We start from the raw sequence: 19,051 nt of genomic DNA, 5'->3' as shown, positions 1-19,051 counted from the left end.
GAACAAACCTAGTGAAGAATGGGAGATGAATTATACTGGAATGGTGTAGAAATGCGAGGATGGAGTAGAGACTCCAGCTTAAACTCGCCATGAAAGACTGAAGTCTACCAAAGGCAATAATAAAAACGGGTCGTTTAAAGTAAGATCTGCTATTGCGGCTGAACGGCTTTAAACGACTCGAACAGATTAAGTAAAACTTAACCTTCTAACGGTACAACTTTACCTACGTAAGGTAAGTTACGGTATTTTTGACCGTAATCGATACCATAACCAACCACGAACTCGTCAGGGATCTCAAAACCAACCCAATCAACCGGTACCGTTACTTCACGACGAGACGGTTTGTCTAATAGTGTCGTAATAGTGATTGATTTAGGATCACGCAGTTCTAACATCGTTTTGATTTTGCTCAGTGTGAAACCAGTATCAATGATGTCTTCAACGATAAGTACATCTTTACCTTTAATGTCGCTATCTAAGTCTTTTAAGATACGTACATCACGGTTACTTTCCATTGAATTACCGTAGCTTGATGCTGTCATGAAGTCTAACTCAATCGGTAAATTAATATGACGACACAGATCCGACATATAAATAACTGAACCACGTAATAAGCAAACAATGATTAGCGTTTCAGTATCTTTATAATGCGTTTCAATTTGTGCCGCTAACTCTTTTACTTTGGCTTGCACGTCAGCTTCAGTGATCATCACTTCAACAGTGTGTTTCATGGTAATTTCTCCAAACGATCCCAGCACCACCAGCAAATAACCGATAAATACCGCTCTCTAAAAATGTATGTCTAAAATATACAACCTCAAAAATAACGATTCTCAACGTTGATATCTAAAAATTGCGCACAGTCTAACAGCCTAATGGCAATAGTCGAAATAATTTCATTAAAAACCACTGAGATTGTGATGATTAAATACGAGTTATTATCACTAAGAAACGAGATTAGTTGCACGTCACGGTTGAACTCGGTGCAGGCCTAATGATAACATTAACAATAAATTAACATTTGATTATTATACTTGGATGCAACATATGGAAATGCCTGCAGTAACCAGACGGCGTACCCGTCTCTCTCCCGAAGCTCGTCGCGAACAATTAATGCAGTGTGCGATAGAAGTATTCTCTAAACGCGGTCTTGGCCGTGCTGGTCACGCAGAAATAGCAGAGTTAGCACAGGTGTCCGTCGCCACTGTATTTAACTATTTCAGCAGCAGAGAACAACTGGTAGACAGTGTATTAATACAAATTGAAGACTTCTTTAGCCACATGGTACGTAAGAACTTTATTGACCTTGCAGGGCAACCAAGTAAAAGCGCGCACCAAGCCATTCATGACTATTTAGCCGATTTTGTTGACGCCGCCATCAATAATCCACAGTTCACTTACATTTGGTTAGAATGGAGTTCCTCTATTCGAGAAGATACTTGGCCGCGTTATCTGGCGCTACTCGATAACAACATCGCCATTATCAGCAACAAGATAGAACCTGCTATCGCATCGGGTGAAATAAATACCTATTTAACCACCACTGAATTTGCCCGCAGTCTATCCAACCAAGGTTATATGATCTTACAATTAGTGAATCAACCTCAAGCCATGGATAAAAAAAGGATTATTGAGTTTTTAGAAAAGTATGTAACGTCAGCATTAGCGAAAGCTTAACGCGAGCACGAATTCCCCCTCCCCTTACGGTCAAGGGAGGGGATCGATATCTAACGCTTAACGTCCCCATCCCGCATAAATAGACTGGTCAACGTCCAAGTGGTCAAGAATACGTGCGACCATCAAATCAATAAGATCATCAAGCGTTTTTGGTTTTCGGTAAAAACCCGGTGCGGCAGGCATGATGGTGACCCCAAGGCGTGACAACTTCAGCATATTTTCTAAATGGATCGGTGATAGCGGTGTTTCACGCGGGATCAATACCAGTTGACCACGTTCTTTTAATACCACATCAGCAGCACGGTGTAATAAGTTAGTCGACATGCCTTGCGCCACGGCAGCAACGGTCCCCATACTACACGGACAAATAACCATTTGTTTTGGTGCACCTGAACCAGAGGCAACTGGCGAGAACCAATCTTTATTGCTTGGCACCAATAACTGCCCTGCTTTCGCTTGATATTTATCGGTTAAAAACAGCTGTAATGCTTTATTGTCTGCTGGCCATTTTTCATCAGTTTCGGTTGCCATGACTACTTTAGCCGCATCCGACATCAGTAAATGTACTTGTACATCTGCCGCTAATAATAATTCCAATAAACGTATAGCATATTGTGAGCCTGACGCACCACTAACCCCTAAGGTAATGCGTTTGCTAAATTCAGCCGTTTTAGTTTGCATGGTAGTCATCGCCTTTCTTCATATATTTCATCATTTTCAAGTGTTCATTTGTCTAATTATGATTTAACTTCTAATTTAGCTAACAATTTATCATGAATACCCGCAAAGCCACCATTACTCATAATTAGTACATGGCAAGGACCTGCCTGTGCTTTCGCCCGCGTTGTGATCTCAGCGATCAACCCATCAATGTACTGATGAATAGCGGCTTTATGACGATTATCTATACCTGACGCATTGATCGCCCCCGAACCATGAGTAGCACATAGCTCATCAGCAACCGGTTGTAGATTCCAATCTAAACCTTCGGGTTGATATAACAACACATCATCAGCCTGCATTAATGATTGTGCTAATGCTTGTTGATGCGTGCCCATGCGCATGGTGTTTGAACGCGGCTCTAATACGGCAATGATTCGTTCACTACCGACAGCAGCGCGTAATCCTGCTAATGTCGTGGCGATCGCCGTCGGGTGGTGCGCAAAATCATCATAAACGCGGATACCCTGCACTTCACCTTTAATTTCCATGCGGCGTTTCGGGGTTTTAAACGCCCCTAGTCCTGCAATGGCTTGGTTTAACTCAACGCCTGCATAATGCGCAGCTGCGATCGCCATCATGCCATTTTGTAAATTATGATCGCCAATCAAGTTCCACTTAACCACACCAGCTAACTCACCTTGGCAGTAAACTTCAAATTGGCTGGCATCTTCACGTAATTTCTTCGCTTGCCAATGGCTGCCTTCAGCGCCTAATGCTTTATTTTCAGACCCCTGAGTTTTATTCTCTAAACATAAAGATTGCACAGGCGTCCAGCAACCTTGTTGTATCACGTCATCCAATGCTGGTACATTCTCTGGCATTAAGATCAGGCCATTACTAGGGACGGTTCTGACTACGTGATGAAATTGACGTTGGATCGCCGCTAAGTCAGGAAAAATATCGGCATGGTCATATTCAAGGTTATTCATGATCAGCGTATTTGGTTGGTAATGTACAAACTTAGAACGTTTATCGAAAAAGGCGGTATCGTATTCATCCGCTTCAATGACAAAGAAATAGCCACCACCTAAGCGTGCTGATTCAGTGAAGTTCTGTGGTACGCCGCCAATTAAGAAACCCGGTTCGAGTCCCGCATATTCTAAGATCCATGCAACCATAGCCGCTGTAGTCGTTTTACCATGGGTCCCCGAAGCTGCAATCACATAACGGTGTTGTAATAAATGTTCAGACAGCCACTGTGGCCCTGAAGTATAAGCGAGCTTTCGGTCTAACATGTATTCGACACAAGGATTTCCACGTGACATAGCATTTCCTACAATCACCATGTCTGGCGCAGGATCAAGCTGACTCGGGTCGTAGCCTTCGATAAGCTTGATACCTTGCTCTTCTAGTTGGGTGCTCATTGGTGGGTACACATTGGCATCTGAGCCCGTGACTTTATAACCTAGCTGTTTAGCCAGTACTGCAATACCACCCATGAACGTGCCACAAATACCCAGAATATGTATATGTTTAGACATTTGATTACCCTTTTGAACGAAACTTATGATGAACGCGGTTGATCGTCACACCGATCATGACACCAAACAGCAATAACAATAAAAACAAGATTAAAATAGACTTAGTGGCGTCAAACTGGAAAATAGTGAAGGTTTTAAGCATTTGTTGATAACTAAAATGCAACTGTAAAAAACCCACAGGTTTGTTGTCTGCCAATATCGGCTTGAGATAAACACGCACCCCCTTGGGTGCTGTATATTGTTTTTTAGCCAGTAATTCGGCCATATAGTCTTCTTGAGAAGAACTTAATAACTTACCATCTTCAGCAAAAATATGCAGGCTAGTGACATACTGATTTTCGCTGACTTCATCCACCAGCTGTTGTAGCTGTTTTTTACTGTTAACGCGGGTATTAAGATCGCTAGACTCACGGGTAACAATCAAGTTAGCCGCCATTTTTGTCGGATAATCCAGTAATGAATGCACCAACATATCAACCTGGTGATAGCGAGAGGCCGTGACATTGTTATATAACGAGATCGCAATAAAAATGAAGAGTGAACTAAGACTTAACGCAATCAATAATGAAGTTTGACGCTTTAAGAACTTATTACGGCCATTAGATTTACCATCTTGATTATACTTGCTCGTCTGGTTTGTCGCTAAATGTGGCTCATGCGGAACCAGCTCTGTATTTACAGGATTGTCATTATTCTTACCTTTAACCACAACGAGCTCCTTTCTGAATACCGTAATTACGAATCGCAATTTTAAGTCGAATACGTTATCTTTGCTAGCAGTAACCTATCGATTACAAGGATTAGTAGCAAAATGACTCAACTCGCTGAGACTTTATTTAGTAATACTCCGCCAATAGCATGGCCACAATTGTTAACCTTGCAAAGCACTGAAATAAAACATGTCACTTATTGTCAGGGTCAATTTAATATTTCGGCGCAAGAACTGCCAACAAATAGTAGTAATAACAGTAGTCACTATTATCTCACTTTAATCGCACCAAGTATAACAAGTGACGCGCTGCTAAACCTACTGTCAGCATTGAGTCAACTGCAGCTGTCAATGCAAGACTCTGGCGATATTATCCTATATCCACCAGCGAACTATGCATTAAACAATAACGCATTAACCGACACGCAACGCGCAGCACCAGCCAATCAAGGTGACATTATTGTTTTAGGCTTTACCACGTTATCAGATGAACTACAGCTGCAATTTAAAGATACGTTAGCAAGCTGGCGTAATGATTACCATGTTGATTATGCATTAAGCCAGACACTACCGAGTTTAAAGCAACCTGGGGTGGTATTAATGGATATGGATTCAACGACGATTCAAATTGAATGTATCGATGAAATAGCCAAACTTGCAGGCGTCGGTGAACAAGTCGCAGCCGTAACGGCAAGCGCCATGAATGGTGAATTAGATTTTTCTGAAAGCCTACGTTCGCGCGTAGCGACGCTAACCAACTGTCCGGAAGGCGTATTAACTCAAGTTGCCGATGCCATGCCGCTAATGCCCGGTTTAGAGTTATTGATTGCCACCTTACACCAAGCAAACTGGAAAGTAGCAATCGCGTCAGGCGGTTTTACCTACTTTGCTAAGCGTCTACAAGATGATTTAGGATTTGATGCTGTTTATGCCAATGAACTCGAAATCGTCGATGGCATCTTAACGGGTCAGATTATTGGCGATATTGTTGATGCTCAGGTGAAAGCCGATACCCTGCAAGCACTAGCACAGGAATATCAGATTGCTCCGCAGCAAACAGTCGCGATTGGTGATGGCGCTAATGATTTAATCATGTTGAAAAGTGCGGCTCTCGGTGTGGCTATTCATGCTAAACCTATTGTTCAACAGCAAGCGCAAGTGGCATTAAATCATCATGATTTAGAAGGGCTAGTCGGACTGCTACAGGCGGCAAGATGTTTAGACGCGAGCTGGTCGTAACCTAATCTAAAGCAAATAGGCGTCCACGTTAGCGGTTTTTACGTGGACTCTATTAATCAATAGACGAACAACAAATAGATCAGTGCTCATTAACGCATGCGGCGTAGGCCGAGTCTATATAACAACTCATCAGACACATCAATCAGATCCACCACTCCACGTACACGCCATAATTCGTCTTCAAGCTTTTGTGCTCTGTGTATCGCATAATGGCTAACGTAGTTAAGTTCTTTTTCAATGTATTCCATATCCGGCCGCCCAGTACGAGACAGCATCACTTGGATCGCAAAGAAAGCGCCTTTTTGTAAACTATGGGTAATGAACTGACGGCGTTCATGCTCATCACTAAAATCTTTTTCAAATCGCGTTGTGACTACCGAATCACTGGTTGCGATCGTAATATAAAGCACCTGCTGCCAAGGGCGATAAGTGGGTTCTAACCCGGCTAATGCATCATCGAAAACCTGTTTAATATTATTATCTGATAACAGAGGGTACAGATTGTAGCGGGATTCAGCTTGCCCAAAATATTCAAACAGCGGTGCTAAACTATTTTCGTTCGGGCTAATGCCTATCCTGTCCATCTGGTAACTCGTGTTTACCTTATGAATATACAAGGGCATGGTCGCTAAATGCTGACAATACATATTTCGTAATACCGCGGTGACACCTGGTGATTGCGTTGGCTCTGGAGTACTTTTTAACTTGCCTTTATTGCTACTGATCAACAAACTAAAGAACTTACAGCCAATATGTGCCTCTTTATCGCCGACAATCTGCAAGTGTAGAATTGTTTTCGCTTTATTACAGCCAACAACACTGTAAGGTAAATTGACAAGCGCTACTTTCTTCGACAGTTTTTGTAACATCGGCAGTTCAAGGTAAACGCGATGACCGATCTGCACATCCAACGGCGATTCTAATTCGATCTGTAATCCTTCAGTCGAAAAATCATTACTCCAACCTTTGATACTACGTTCGGTATGATTCACTACAATCGCCGTTTTGTAACTGAATCGGGCTTCTTTACGTAGTTGTACAAATTTAAACTGGGCTAATATCGCGCGTTGATCCGCAGCCGGTAAACGATATTGATGCAGCAGGTTAAAATCACTGCTGTGCTGCGCATACGCTTTATAATCATTCAGAATATTTTCATTGGTAATATCTTGCAGCAACCCAACCCAACGGATATCTTGTAATGCCGCGAGCATTGTCGACCCTATCGGCTGTTGGTGACATTCTGCTTCCAGTAAATGTTTCTTTTCATCAAATGCTGACGGGTATAATGAAAATTTAAATGCTCTGAAATTAGGACGTTGACAAGCAAAAGACAAAAACAAGGCTTTCAAACCTGACTTAGCCAAACTAATCGCGTCGGCTGCGTAAAAGTACAGGCGCCCATTCTGCGTATAATAAAAACTGTAAATGGTCGTTTCGATACTTTTCTTGGTCTGTAATAGCCCTTGCATCCAATCTGTCTGCCAACATGCTTCAAGCTGACTTTTAGATTCTTCATTGATCCAATAATCGTATACACCACGATTATTTTCATTCAATAACAAATGACTCAATACAGGCTGTTCATCACCCGAGATATACAGGGGTAAGCCTGACATTCGTGGTAAAAAGAATTGTTCATACCCTTTTACAACAACATTCTCTTCTTGATAACGGACGTTAACTTTGTATTTACTTTTATTTTGCGCGATCAATTTACTGATAAAGGTATCTAATTCATTATTTTCGTCAATCCGCATTAAACGTAAATAATCAAACTTCTCTTCTTCATCGATGCCCATGAGTTTATAAGCAAAAAAATCACGTAATAAATGGTTAGCATATTCTTGACGTAAGCTCGAAAAGTTCACATTCACTAAACTGCCTGTCACAATGGCGTGATTTTTATTCACTTTAACTTTAATGCCACTGGTGGATAAATCAGAGGTCATGGCATCAATAACACGGTCGCCAAACCGCATTTTTATCGCTGAACTGTAGTGCATACGCTCTTCGTTACGCACAAAATAAGAGGCATACTGAATCGGTTCGACCGCAAATTTAGCCGCGGGTTCAACCGTTATAACATTGCGCTCATTTACTGGTTTACTGCGTTCACGTTGATGAAAAGCCAATACTTCTTCATAAATACCCAGCGTATAATTACCTTGGTGCTGAGCTAACAATGTTTCTAAAAACTTAATTTCGACCGGATTAATGTGATGTAAAATACCATCATACTCATACGCTACCGCGCCACTATCACCACGTTGACGAAAATCGAGGATCCGTCGTGTGGGCGCAGAAAGGCGATTGACCTCCATCTTGATCAAAAAACGTTTACTGTTCGTTTCACCTTCAGTCAACTGTGCGAACAAAAGACTAAAATCAGGTTCATGATACAAGGTCGTTAATTTTTTAATTATGTCGGTGTAATGAGATAATTCCATGCTGGCGATCACTGCTTAAATTGGAAAATGAATACAACTATTACGGCTAGACACTTACGACTAAAATAAGTACAGCTAAAATAAGCGACGGTTAAATACATCAGTATGAGATGACATAGAAAACACGACCATCGTTATTTACAGGAAAAATCTGCACGTTACTACTAAGTACACGTACAAAGCGTCAAGTAATAGATAATAACGTGAAACAAGCAAAATAAGTGCCACTTAACAGACTATTTGCTTTCTTTTTTGATGATGCTCACTTTTTATTTCGTACATCTGGTTATCAGCACCTGTTAATAGCTCATCAGCACTCATATCCTGGTGATAAACGCTATAACCAATACTAATGCCGATAGATACATTACACACAGATAAGGCAAATGATTGCAATAAAGTACGTTCGATTTGTTCACTTAGCTGACCAGCATAACGGAGATTCGAATTTGGCAATAAAACGACAAACTCATCTCCACCTAACCGCGTTAATAATTCGCCTGGCCCGCCAAGTAAACGAGACATACGCTGCGCAGCGGCAATAAGTAGTTCATCTCCTGCCGCATGCCCATAGCGGTCGTTGACTAGCTTAAAACGATCCAGATCCATGAACAATAATACCGGGGTGATCTTACCTTTTTGAGCCAGCGGCAGAATATGTTCAAGGGTCTCCATCAGCTGCGCTCGGTTTGCTAACCCAGTTAAGTTATCATGCATGGCGGCATACCGAACCTGCTGCTCGGCACGCCTTCTTTCCAGTACTTCGCGTTTTAATCTTTGGTTGATGATTAACAAATAAAATAACCACAAACCATTAAATAATAACGCCGCGACAATAACCTTGACCCAAACGCCCCACACTTGCCAGTCTATTTTGGCGCGAGGCGGCGTATAAATAAATTGGCTAAAATCACTGCTTTGTGAAATAAAATCAAGATCGATCAGTTGCTGTTGAATATCGACAAGATGCTGACGATTGATATACCCCAAGGGCACAAAATCAGGCAGAATATAATCCCGCATAATGATTAGCTGATATTTAAATTGATTACGTAATTCATCCAAAGCAGCCGACGGTAACGGTTGATTCAACGCCACCAATACATCCAGCGTTTCTTCGGTATGTGTTAATGCGTATTCCCATCCCTGTAGCACCGCCGTCCGTACTGCAGCGACACGTTCAGGGTTTAAGCTTGCTTCTGTTACGCTGGTAAATAAAAAACCACTGTAAAAATCGATACCGTAATTTTTCGGTGTGAAAATAACCGGTTCCACCCCTTGACGTACAGCGTTATAGGGGCCGCTGGTTAAATTAATGCTAAGGGCGTCAAATTGATTGTTCACTAACGTCGTAATATCACGTGCGACCGAAGGGGATAAGATATTAATTGAATGAATATGCTGTTTACGTAATAAACTGAGCACTTCAATATCTTTAAATTCAGGTAATAATAGCACCCGTTTATCATTTAAATCGGCTAACTTATTCATACCTTTGTCTTTTAATACTAATAAAGCACTCGGAGAATGTTGAAATATGACGGCTATGGCAACGAGTGCCCGGCCATTGGCTTTTGCAATTAATACATCCGCATTCGTCACCCCGTATTCGGCCTCTCCTTGATCGACAGCTTTGCTGATTGATTGACGAGAACGCATCGAAATTAAGTCCGCATTAAGGCCCTGTGCACTAAAAAATCCCTTATGCTGCGCCATATAGTAACCCGCAGATTGAACTATCGACGTAGGCGGCAATAAAATACGGACATGCTCGGTTTTATATTCAGCTCGCACTGTAAAAGCGCTAATACTGAAAGATAAGGAGAGAGAGATAAAAATAGCATATCTAATAAAAGTCACAGGGAATTAAAAAATCCATTGTCTATATTGTGTTGTCATTCTGCCAAGTTGTTAAATCGAAATCAAAATTTCATCACAAACACTTAACGAACAACAACTTATTTACCATTCTAAATCAGAGCAATAATCACACCTCATCGCAATTTAAAGATAAAGGCGTTATACCTAGTGAATAAAACAAGCAAAAAAAAGCCCGTAATATCATAATTACAGGCTTTTACTCTTAATTCACATTTGTCGTTATTTAGTCAAATAATGACGGCAAAATTAACTAATGCGTTTGTATTTAATACGGTGTGGTTGTGCCGCTTCTGGCCCTAAGGTTTTCTTCAACCATGCTTCGTAATCTGTGTAGTTACCTTCGTAGAAGTTCACTTTACCTTCATCACGGTAATCTAGGATATGCGTCGCAATACGATCAAGGAACCAACGGTCATGGGAAATAACCATCGCACAACCAGGGAACTCGAGAATAGCTTCTTCAAGAGCACGTAGTGTCTCGATATCCAAGTCATTGGTTGGCTCATCCAGTAGGATCACGTTACCGCCAGACTGTAAAAGCTTAGCAAGGTGTAAACGACCACGTTCACCACCAGACAGCTGACCAACACGTTTTTGCTGATCAGTACCTTTGAAGTTAAAACGACTACAGTAAGCACGTGATGACATTTCAGTATTACCAACTTTGATAATATCTAAACCATCTGACAGTTCCTGCCATACAGTATTATCACCGTTCATGTGATCACGGAACTGATCTACACTTGCTAGTTTTACTGATTCACCCACTGAAACCGAACCAGAGTCTGGAGACTCGCTGCCATCTAGCATTTTGAATAGTGTTGACTTACCAGCACCATTGGGACCGATAATACCAACAATTGCGCCTTTTGGCATAGAGAATGACAAGTTATCAATTAATACACGACCGTCATATGCTTTACCTAGATTTTCAACGTCAATGACTTTGTCACCTAAACGCTCACCCGGTGGGATGAACAGTTCATTGGTTTCGTTACGACGTTGATAATCTGATTGATTAAGCTCTTCAAAACGTGCCATACGCGCTTTACTTTTCGCTTGACGACCTTTTGGATTTGAACGAACCCATTCAAGTTCTTTTTCAATCGATTTTTTGCGTGCACTTTCTTGCGATGCTTCTTGTTCTAGACGCGCATCTTTCTGCTCTAACCAAGAAGAGTAGTTACCTTCCCATGGAATACCTTCACCACGGTCAAGCTCTAAGATCCAACCGGCTACATTATCAAGGAAATATCTATCATGCGTGATCGCAACAACAGTACCTTCATAATCATGTAGGAAACGCTCTAACCAAGCTACAGATTCAGCATCCAAGTGGTTGGTTGGTTCGTCTAGTAATAACATGTCTGGTTTTTCTAATAACAAACGACAGATAGCAACACGGCGACGTTCACCACCCGATAGGACTTTAATTTTAGTGTCCCATTCAGGTAAACGTAATGCATCTGCAGCACGCTCTAGTTGGTTTTCGATGTTGTGACCATCGTGCGCTTGAATGATAGATTCAAACTTTTCTTGTTTCTTCGCTAACTTATCAAAATCCGCATCTGGTTCGGCATAATCAGCATAAACTTGGTCAAGACCTGCCATTGCATCTTTAAGTTCTGAAATCGCTTCTTCAACGACTTCACGTACTGTTTTTTCTAGATCCAGTACAGGTTCTTGCGGTAAGTAACCAATTTTAGTACCAGCAAGTGGACGCGCTTCACCTTCGAAGTCTTGATCTACGCCAGCCATAATACGTAATAAGCTTGATTTACCAGAGCCATTTAGACCCAGTACGCCAATTTTAGCGCCAGGGTAAAAACTAAGCGAGATGTCTTTAAGGATTTGACGCTTCGGTGGCACAATTTTGCCAACACGGTGCATCGAATAGATAAACTGAGGACCAGCCATTATGTTCTCTTTTAACAAGGAATAAGGAATGTGGGATAAGTTTAAACCTTGGATGCGGTTGATACAAGAAAAAGAGCTATGCGAGCCTGAGCATACTTAATGACATCAATGGCGTTACGATAAAAATCCCAAAATAACGTCTCTGGGATTTAAACAATATATAAATAAAGGCTATTTGACAGCATCACCCGAACCGCTGCCTGTCGCTGTCATGATGATATACTTGAAGTAGTCTTTGACGGTTAAGGTATCAATCATTTGTTTATCTGTTTTAGCAAGTAATTGCGGGGTAGACATATCGATATTTTGCACCTGAGCTAGGCCAGTCACCCCAGGCAGCACATCGTAAACGCCTAATGCATCACGTGCTTTAATTAACGCTTCTTGATTAAACAAATTCGGGCGTGGGCCAACTAAACTCATCTCACCTTTTACAACATTAATTAATTGAGGCAATTCATCAATTTTTGTTTTACGTAAAAAACTACCCAGCTTAGTGACGGAGCTAGCACTCACTAAATGAGTCGCTACCGACTTTGTTTCAACAGGCATAGTACGAAATTTAATTAACGTAAATGGTCTTTTATTTTTACCTACTCGAGTTTGCAGAAATACGGGAGAGCCAGTATCAAAATAACCAACAATATATACAACTAATAATACAGGCCATAAAAAAAGAAGACCAAAAAATGCAAATAAAAAATCTAATACTCTAATCACAACAACGCCCCACAAAAAATACACAAAGAATACACAAGCCCCAGAATGTACTTATGATTCACATTCTAGAATGACGGTGAAGTATACAACCCAAAAACAAAGAGCTGAACACCTTATAATTATAAAAACGAGGAACTAAATATTTGAACCTACGTTTCAGATCCAACAAAACTATCGACAGTTTGCTTAATGCCTTCTTCAAAAGAAATAGGAGGCATCCAGTTTAATTCCTGTTTAGTATCACTAATATCCACTTGCAAACTTCCACAAATACGTTGTGCAATTTTCGGTTTTCCAACTAATTTTGCAACAAACTGAATCCATGACATCGGAATAGGTAACAAACGAGGTGACTTGCTCGTCGCGACTGAAATTGCATTTAATAACTGAGTCGTTGACACATCATGATCATCAGAAACCAAAAACGTACGATTCACCGCATTACGATGAATGACTGTCGTTACTATAAGATCGACCAAGTTATCAATAAAAACTAAACTACGTTTATTATTGATAGCCCCTAAAGGTAAAGGAACCCCCTTTGTAACCCAAGACATCATTGATTGAAAGTTTGCTTTAACGCCTGGACCATAAACCAATGGGGGACGAATTATCACGACCTCTAAGCCAGTCTCTTCTGCGATGATCCTTAATCCGACCTCTGCATCAAATTTGCTCTTACCATAAGGATCTATTGGGGGCTGGTTAACTTTAACTGAAAAAGGGTCACCGACATCAGTAAATTCACCGTTAACTTTAATCGAACTCAAAAAAACGAATCGCTTTACACCCGAATCAGCAGCTTGACGCGCTAAGTGTAGAGTCCCTAAAGTATTAACTTCGTTATAAGCAACTAACGCCTCAGCATCAGACTCTTTCATTTGATGAACACGAGCTGCGCAATGAATTATACAATCCACGCCATTTAATGCATGAGACCAATCCGTAGAAGAATCAATAAAAGGTACCATGACCTCTTTAACAACCTCCCCTCGCACTGTACCTTTTCTGACTTGAGCCAAGCAGTCCCACCCTTTAGCAGCGCCGATTTCTAGAACGCGCTGACCAACAAAACCCGAACTTCCAGTCACTAAAACTTTCATCGCACCCTCAATAGTATTTATACTAGCTTCTATAAATATGCTTATTATTCACACTTATTCCGATAAAACTAGCTATACAAACTAAAGAAAACTAGAATAGTGCCGACTATATTAAAATATCGCATTTAAAAAGCGAAGAGCAAGTTACTCTAAATCTATCAAAGAGCTGCATTTAAGCATGTTTATACCAATTCAAAAACTACTTAGCACCGAACGAAAAAACAAACGAGTTATCACCCTAATATACGATATGATTGCAGTTACGTTCTCTCTCTATATAGCGGTAGTGATTCGGTTAGGTGTAACCGCTTTCGAAATTAACCCCGAGGAAGTAGCTAGCTTACTCATAACACTTATCACCACTATTGCTGTTTTTGTAAAGTTAGGCATGTATAGAGCGGTTCTTAGGTATATGATGCTACCAGCAATCGGAAATATATTTTTTGCAGTATTCATATCCGCAATTACCCTCTCCATCAGCGGTTTTTTCTTGCACTCTTTTATCCCGAGAAGCGTCCCTTTTATTTATGCTGGCCTAGCAATTATAACATTGGGTGGCCCCCGCATTCTAATTAGAACATTCTATTATCACTACTATAAACGCCAAAAACCAAATGTTTTTATTTACGGGGCTGGAGCAACAGGTCGCAATCTTGCTTATGCACTGATTCAAGGCGAAGATTACCACCCTGTCGCTATTTTAGATGATGATAAAAATAAGATTGGCCAAGTCGTTTATGGATTAAAAGTACACCATAGTTCAGAATTCAAGCAGTTACAATCTCTCTATTCGCCTGAAAAATTATTACTTGCAATAAACAACATTAATAAAGGCAAACGATTACGTTTAGTAGAACAGTTATCACATTGGCCGATAGAGGTGCTATCAGTACCCTCTATTGAAGACATAGCAGCTGGTAAAGCACATGCAACAGAAATACGAGATTTAGACGTTGCAGATTTACTGGGTCGTACGCCCATTGCTCCTAACCATGAATTATTGTCGAAAAATATAACAAACCAACACGTGATGGTAACGGGTGCTGGCGGTTCTATTGGTTCTGAATTATGTCGTCAAGTTCTAGCTCAAAAGCCAAAAACTTTATTAATGTTCGAGCTCAATGAATACAACCTTTACAAAATTAATCAAGAGCTCGAAGGTATAAAAGAACACTTGCACATGGAAACTCAGCTTGTGCCAGCTCTTGGGTCAGTACAACGTCAAAATCGTGTTGAAAAACTAATGCAAGCCTACAGTATTAATACCGTTTATCATGCTGCAGCTTATAAACACGTACCACTAGTTGAAGACAATATTGTTGAAGGCATCCGCAATAATGTCTTTGGTACCTTAGCCGTAGCGCAAGCAGCTATAAAATGCAAAGTGGCTAACTTTACGTTAATTTCTACCGACAAAGCCGTACGTCCGACCAACATCATGGGCGCAAGTAAACGCATGGCTGAATTAGTACTACAAGCATTGGCCGAAACAGAGAGCCATACAACGCTCACTATGGTGCGCTTTGGTAATGTTCTTGGCTCATCAGGCTCTGTAGTGCCACTGTTTAAAAAGCAGATTCGTAAAGGCGGCCCAGTTACCGTTACCCATCCCGATATTATTCGCTACTTCATGTTAATACCAGAAGCCGCACAACTGGTAATTCAAGCTGGTGCGATGAGTAAGAATGGCCAAGTATTCGTATTAGATATGGGCGAGCCAGTAAAGATCCTCGATTTAGCCAACCGCATGATTCATTTGATGGGTATGAAAGAGCACATTAATGCCGAAAGTGAAAAGGAGAGTGGTGATATAGAGATCAAATTCACAGGGCTAAGACCGGGTGAGAAACTCTATGAAGAACTGTTGATTGGTGCTCACGTGGAAGGTACGATCCATTCAAAAATAATGATGGCGCAAGAAGATAAACTAAGCTGGAAAGAAATGGAAAGTCTGATTAGTCAGCTTGATGTTTGTTGTCATGACTTTAATGTAGAATGTATTAGACGCATCTTATTAGATGCGCCGACTGGGTATACGCCAAATTAAGACAATAGTAATTCATCATAAACTTGAAGCGTTTTCTCAAATACCATTTCTTGAGAAAACTCAGTTTCGACTTTTTTTCGGCCGTTAATCCCAAATTTTCGGAGCTTATCTTTATTATCGAGTAATTCCTGTAAGCAATTAGCAAGTGAAATAGCATCTGCAGGGATAGCCAGTAACCCGTTAAAACCATGAGATACTATTTCGCGACAACCTGCAACATCAGTGGTGACGATAGCTCTCTGGCATGAGGCAGCTTCAATGAGGATACGAGGCACCCCTTCGCCATAAGTCGTAGGTAAACAAACAATATCATTTTTCTTAATTAAACTTGGCATATCTTTCACATTACCTAACCAGTTAATATCCCCATTTTTAGCCCAAATTTCAATTTGCCTTATCGAAATAGCGGATGAAACATCATTATCAATGATTCCAGCTACATTGAGTGTAAACTCACAACCTCGTTTAACTAATATTGTTTTTGCTTCAATCAAGCACTGAAGACCTTTTTCCTTTAAAAGACGAGCAGCGAAAAGTATACTTTGATCACATGGTAAAGGTGAAGAAGTAAAGCGATTCAAATCAATACCAGCACCTTTTATCACGATGCCATTACCATTTTTTATAATAGCTAAATCTTGAAATAGCGAACAGTCCTCGCTATTTTCAAAAATAAATCTTGAATAGTGAACAGAGATATTCTTGTAAAAGAGCGTTATGATACGTTTAATAATTACAAATTTTAATGATGACGAACTAAAAACAGCACCTAGTCCGGTAATACTATAGATTATTGGTTTTTTTATAAAAAACCGATTGATTAGCCCCGTATATATATTGGGTTTAATCGTAACGCAATGAATCAAATCTGGATTTATCATTTTCAACAAGTACTTTAGATGCCAAATACTAACAAGTTCTCGAAATAGGTTCAGACTCTTACGCTTAACAGAGAACTGATGGCACGTGAATCCCATTGATATGAGCTCATTTTCTATCGAACTATCTAAAAAATTAGTAATTATATGAACATTATAACCCAATGATTTAAAATGATTTGCTCGTTCTAGCCAGTGAAGACGGAAGTACCAATCGACGTTGATTACGAAAATTAATGTTTTATTCATATTTACCATTTTTATTCGTTAAACCGTGGCAAATCCCCTTTAAAATAGACTTAAAGTGATCGAGTCGAGGAGAGAGAAATAACGAAAATACAAAAGCCTGTATCGTTGATTTGATCAAAGTATGCCTTTTCCAGCAATAGGGAACATATGGACGCTTTAGTAGCTGGTAAACATTCCGATAGAAATAGTAATGACGTACTGGTGAATGAGTTGTTAGCTCTCTCCCTAAGAGCTTCAAAGGTATTTCACCAATTTTGTGATACATTTTTGCATCAAACGCAGCAATACAGTGTAGTCCTCTATCCAACGCCCTAAACCCCCATTCAATGTCCACACAATCGATAAAAAGGCCATCTTCCATATATCCTATAATATCTAAGGAGTCTTTTGATATAAGGCAACCTGAAGAAATCAAGAAATCGCATTTCGCAAAATGAGCCCCCATATCCAAGAAAATTCTCGGAATGATCTTTTTTAAGACTTTTTGGCTGGTATCAATAAAAGTACTTTCTGAAAGGTTATCTTGGTCAATGTGTACAGGACCAACGGCGGCAACCTTAATGCCAGCTTTCAAAGCTTGTATTCGAGCAGAGAAAAGATCTGAGATCATAGTTTCGGAAGGCAAGCTATCTTGGTCGAAAATGACAAAATCAATAAAACCATCGTTTATTGCCTTTAGAAGACCAATATTCTGTCCATAAGCAATGCCCATGTTATTAGGTAACGACGTCAGGTCAACTGAATCTAATTGATCTAGACCTGTAGGCATAAGAGAGCCATTATCGATGATATATATTTGTCGTACTTGAGTGCTCAAAGAGTTAACTAACCGATTCAAATCGAGAATATTTGGAGCGTAAGTAACGATAACAGCAGCTGTCGAATCAATACTCAAAATATGATAACCCTGACGAAAAAAAATCAATATAAGACAACAAATTTAAACTCCTTTACTTTATATTTAGAAAAATCAACGGCGCTTATTTTATACATTATTAATGCTAATAACATAACCTATTTCAGTAACTATTTTTCGACATTAAGAAAAGTTTAACCTACGACGAATCACTTGAATTTCCTTTAATAATAGTTCAAGTCGAATTTTATTAGTTAATAAAGTCATTGAATTAAATCATCATCACAATAATAACGAGATCATTCTAACCATAACCATCTAGCTCATAATATAATTCATCCACAACATAGAAAAATCTTCATATAGATAAATTTTAATAATGGTTAATGTAGAAATCAATTGATTCATCTATATTAGAATCAAAGATTATTTCTCCGTGCCTAAAAACTAGACCTCTATTACACATTTTTTTTAATATTTCATTTGAATGTGAAGCTAATACCATTACATCAGATGCTTCAACTAATTCATTAATTCTAGCTTCAGCCTTATTCATAAATGACGCATCACCGGCACCTATAATCTCATCTAAAAGAAGAATATCACGCTTAACAATCGTTGAGATTGCAAAAGCAAGTCTTAGTAGCATACCATTAGAATAAGTACGTATTGGAAGATTAATAAATTCACCTAATTCTGTAAAATCAACAACTTCAGGAATCATTGCAACGATCTGGTTTTTTTTTAGCCCGTATAGTAACCCTCGAGTAATAATATTATCAATACCATTCATTTCAGGATCCATACCTAAGCCAACTTCAAATAAAGTTGATACTTCCCCATTAATGTTAATGGTTCCTGAGGTCGGGTGATAAATTGTTGACAATAATTTTAGGAAGGTAGATTTTCCAGCACCATTATGTCCTAACAAAGCAACTCTATCGCCTTTATTTATATCTATATTAATATTTTTTAAAGCTTGCACCCTACAGACTTTGGATTCCGTAGCTAAACGTCCACCAGTAGCGTAACTCAAAAGTTGCTTTTTAATAGATATATTACTACCATCATAAATAGGTATATCTAATGATACATTTTTTAATGAAATTATTTTTGACATG

The 19,051-nt window shown here is 39.8% G+C and carries 15 protein-coding genes; 3 read left to right on the top strand and 12 right to left on the bottom strand.

The annotated features are described in order from the left end of the window. Nucleotides 1-197: 197 nt before the first annotated feature. Nucleotides 198-731 (bottom strand): hypoxanthine phosphoribosyltransferase, encoded by a 534-nt coding sequence (gene hpt, locus HWV03_RS03110; protein WP_211674028.1) that lies wholly within the window; start codon nucleotides 729-731, stop codon nucleotides 198-200. 316 nt (nucleotides 732-1,047) lie between these two features. Between hpt and HWV03_RS03105 the strand changes: the two genes are divergently transcribed. Further along, nucleotides 1,048-1,677: a TetR/AcrR family transcriptional regulator gene (locus HWV03_RS03105; RefSeq protein ID WP_211678410.1), complete on the top strand. Its 630-nt coding sequence runs from the start codon at nucleotides 1,048-1,050 to the stop codon at nucleotides 1,675-1,677. A 57-nt stretch (nucleotides 1,678-1,734) separates the two neighbouring features. Here HWV03_RS03105 and HWV03_RS03100 read toward each other — a convergent pair whose 3' ends face one another. From HWV03_RS03100 to HWV03_RS03090, 3 genes are read right to left on the bottom strand one after another with little or no spacing between them, the layout of a single operon-like run. After that, a complete protein-coding gene (locus HWV03_RS03100) occupies nucleotides 1,735-2,358 on the bottom strand; it encodes a flavin prenyltransferase UbiX (RefSeq protein ID WP_211674026.1) in 624 nt (207 codons plus the stop codon). 56 nt (nucleotides 2,359-2,414) lie between these two features. After that, nucleotides 2,415-3,881, bottom strand: coding sequence for a UDP-N-acetylmuramate:L-alanyl-gamma-D-glutamyl-meso-diaminopimelate ligase (gene mpl, locus HWV03_RS03095; protein ID WP_211678409.1), 1,467 nt, complete (start codon nucleotides 3,879-3,881; stop codon nucleotides 2,415-2,417). Between the two features lie 4 nt (nucleotides 3,882-3,885). Next, nucleotides 3,886-4,590, bottom strand: a complete 705-nt coding sequence (locus HWV03_RS03090; RefSeq protein WP_211678408.1) for an AhpA/YtjB family protein — start codon at nucleotides 4,588-4,590, stop codon at nucleotides 3,886-3,888. 102 nt (nucleotides 4,591-4,692) lie between these two features. Here HWV03_RS03090 and serB point away from each other — a divergent pair, with 102 nt between their 5' ends. Then, nucleotides 4,693-5,829, top strand: a complete 1,137-nt coding sequence (gene serB / locus HWV03_RS03085) for a phosphoserine phosphatase SerB (RefSeq protein WP_211678407.1) — start codon at nucleotides 4,693-4,695, stop codon at nucleotides 5,827-5,829. Nucleotides 5,830-5,918: 89 nt separating this feature from the next. Here the strand turns inward: serB and HWV03_RS03080 are convergent, their stop codons facing one another. From HWV03_RS03080 to HWV03_RS03060, 5 genes are all read right to left on the bottom strand, one after another. Continuing rightward, entirely contained in the window at nucleotides 5,919-8,279 is a 2,361-nt protein-coding gene (locus HWV03_RS03080; RefSeq protein WP_211678406.1) for a PilZ domain-containing protein, read from the bottom strand. A gap of 228 nt (nucleotides 8,280-8,507) precedes the next feature. After that, on the bottom strand, nucleotides 8,508-10,139 hold the full coding sequence (locus tag HWV03_RS03075) for a GGDEF domain-containing protein (protein ID WP_211678405.1): 1,632 nt from the start codon (nucleotides 10,137-10,139) through the stop codon (nucleotides 8,508-8,510). A 267-nt stretch (nucleotides 10,140-10,406) separates the two neighbouring features. After that, nucleotides 10,407-12,077, bottom strand: a complete 1,671-nt coding sequence (gene ettA, locus HWV03_RS03070) for an energy-dependent translational throttle protein EttA (RefSeq protein WP_211675647.1) — start codon at nucleotides 12,075-12,077, stop codon at nucleotides 10,407-10,409. 171 nt (nucleotides 12,078-12,248) lie between these two features. Beyond that, nucleotides 12,249-12,797: a sugar transferase gene (locus HWV03_RS03065; protein WP_211678404.1), complete on the bottom strand. Its 549-nt coding sequence runs from the start codon at nucleotides 12,795-12,797 to the stop codon at nucleotides 12,249-12,251. Nucleotides 12,798-12,946: 149 nt separating this feature from the next. Continuing rightward, nucleotides 12,947-13,900 carry a UDP-glucose 4-epimerase family protein gene (locus HWV03_RS03060; RefSeq protein WP_211678403.1) on the bottom strand — a complete coding sequence of 318 codons (954 nt, stop codon included), beginning with the start codon at nucleotides 13,898-13,900 and terminating at the stop codon, nucleotides 12,947-12,949. Nucleotides 13,901-14,078: 178 nt separating this feature from the next. Here HWV03_RS03060 and HWV03_RS03055 point away from each other — a divergent pair, with 178 nt between their 5' ends. Next, a complete protein-coding gene (locus HWV03_RS03055) occupies nucleotides 14,079-15,947 on the top strand; it encodes a polysaccharide biosynthesis protein (protein WP_211678402.1) in 1,869 nt (622 codons plus the stop codon). On the opposite strand, the gene HWV03_RS03050 is transcribed toward HWV03_RS03055, so the two are convergent. The 3 genes from HWV03_RS03050 to HWV03_RS03040 all read right to left on the bottom strand — a co-directional run bounded on the left by HWV03_RS03050 (nucleotide 15,944) and on the right by HWV03_RS03040 (nucleotide 19,050). Then, nucleotides 15,944-17,074, bottom strand: coding sequence for a glycosyltransferase family 4 protein (locus HWV03_RS03050; protein WP_255547039.1), 1,131 nt, complete (start codon nucleotides 17,072-17,074; stop codon nucleotides 15,944-15,946). The two genes, HWV03_RS03055 and HWV03_RS03050, sit on opposite strands and share 4 nt — an antisense overlap. Beyond that, entirely contained in the window at nucleotides 17,067-17,969 is a 903-nt protein-coding gene (locus HWV03_RS03045) for a glycosyltransferase family 2 protein (protein WP_255547038.1), read from the bottom strand. The genes HWV03_RS03050 and HWV03_RS03045 overlap by 8 nt, the downstream gene beginning before the upstream one ends. A gap of 334 nt (nucleotides 17,970-18,303) precedes the next feature. Continuing rightward, nucleotides 18,304-19,050, bottom strand: coding sequence for an ABC transporter ATP-binding protein (locus HWV03_RS03040; RefSeq protein WP_211678400.1), 747 nt, complete (start codon nucleotides 19,048-19,050; stop codon nucleotides 18,304-18,306). Nucleotide 19,051 lies beyond the last annotated feature (1 nt).

Origin of the sequence: Moritella sp. 36 (assembly GCF_018219415.1) — a bacterium.
Taxonomy (GTDB): Bacteria; Pseudomonadota; Gammaproteobacteria; order Enterobacterales; family Moritellaceae; genus Moritella.
This window is presented reverse-complemented; position numbering and strand designations above follow the sequence as displayed.

Bases quoted from the DNA above. Each gene is read 5' to 3' on its own strand.
- hpt (WP_211674028.1), bottom strand. From the start codon at position 731: ATGAAACACACTGTTGAAGTGATGATCACTGAAGCTGACGTGCAAGCC.
- HWV03_RS03105 (WP_211678410.1), top strand. From the start codon at position 1,048: ATGGAAATGCCTGCAGTAACCAGACGGCGTACCCGTCTCTCTCCCGAA.
- HWV03_RS03100 (WP_211674026.1), bottom strand. From the start codon at position 2,358: ATGCAAACTAAAACGGCTGAATTTAGCAAACGCATTACCTTAGGGGTT.
- mpl (WP_211678409.1), bottom strand. From the start codon at position 3,881: ATGTCTAAACATATACATATTCTGGGTATTTGTGGCACGTTCATGGGT.
- serB (WP_211678407.1), top strand. From the start codon at position 4,693: ATGACTCAACTCGCTGAGACTTTATTTAGTAATACTCCGCCAATAGCA.
- HWV03_RS03080 (WP_211678406.1), bottom strand. From the start codon at position 8,279: ATGGAATTATCTCATTACACCGACATAATTAAAAAATTAACGACCTTG.
- ettA (WP_211675647.1), bottom strand. From the start codon at position 12,077: ATGGCTGGTCCTCAGTTTATCTATTCGATGCACCGTGTTGGCAAAATT.
- HWV03_RS03060 (WP_211678403.1), bottom strand. From the start codon at position 13,900: ATGAAAGTTTTAGTGACTGGAAGTTCGGGTTTTGTTGGTCAGCGCGTT.
- HWV03_RS03055 (WP_211678402.1), top strand. From the start codon at position 14,079: ATGTTTATACCAATTCAAAAACTACTTAGCACCGAACGAAAAAACAAA.
- HWV03_RS03050 (WP_255547039.1), bottom strand. From the start codon at position 17,074: ATGAATAAAACATTAATTTTCGTAATCAACGTCGATTGGTACTTCCGT.
- HWV03_RS03040 (WP_211678400.1), bottom strand. From the start codon at position 19,050: ATGTCAAAAATAATTTCATTAAAAAATGTATCATTAGATATACCTATT.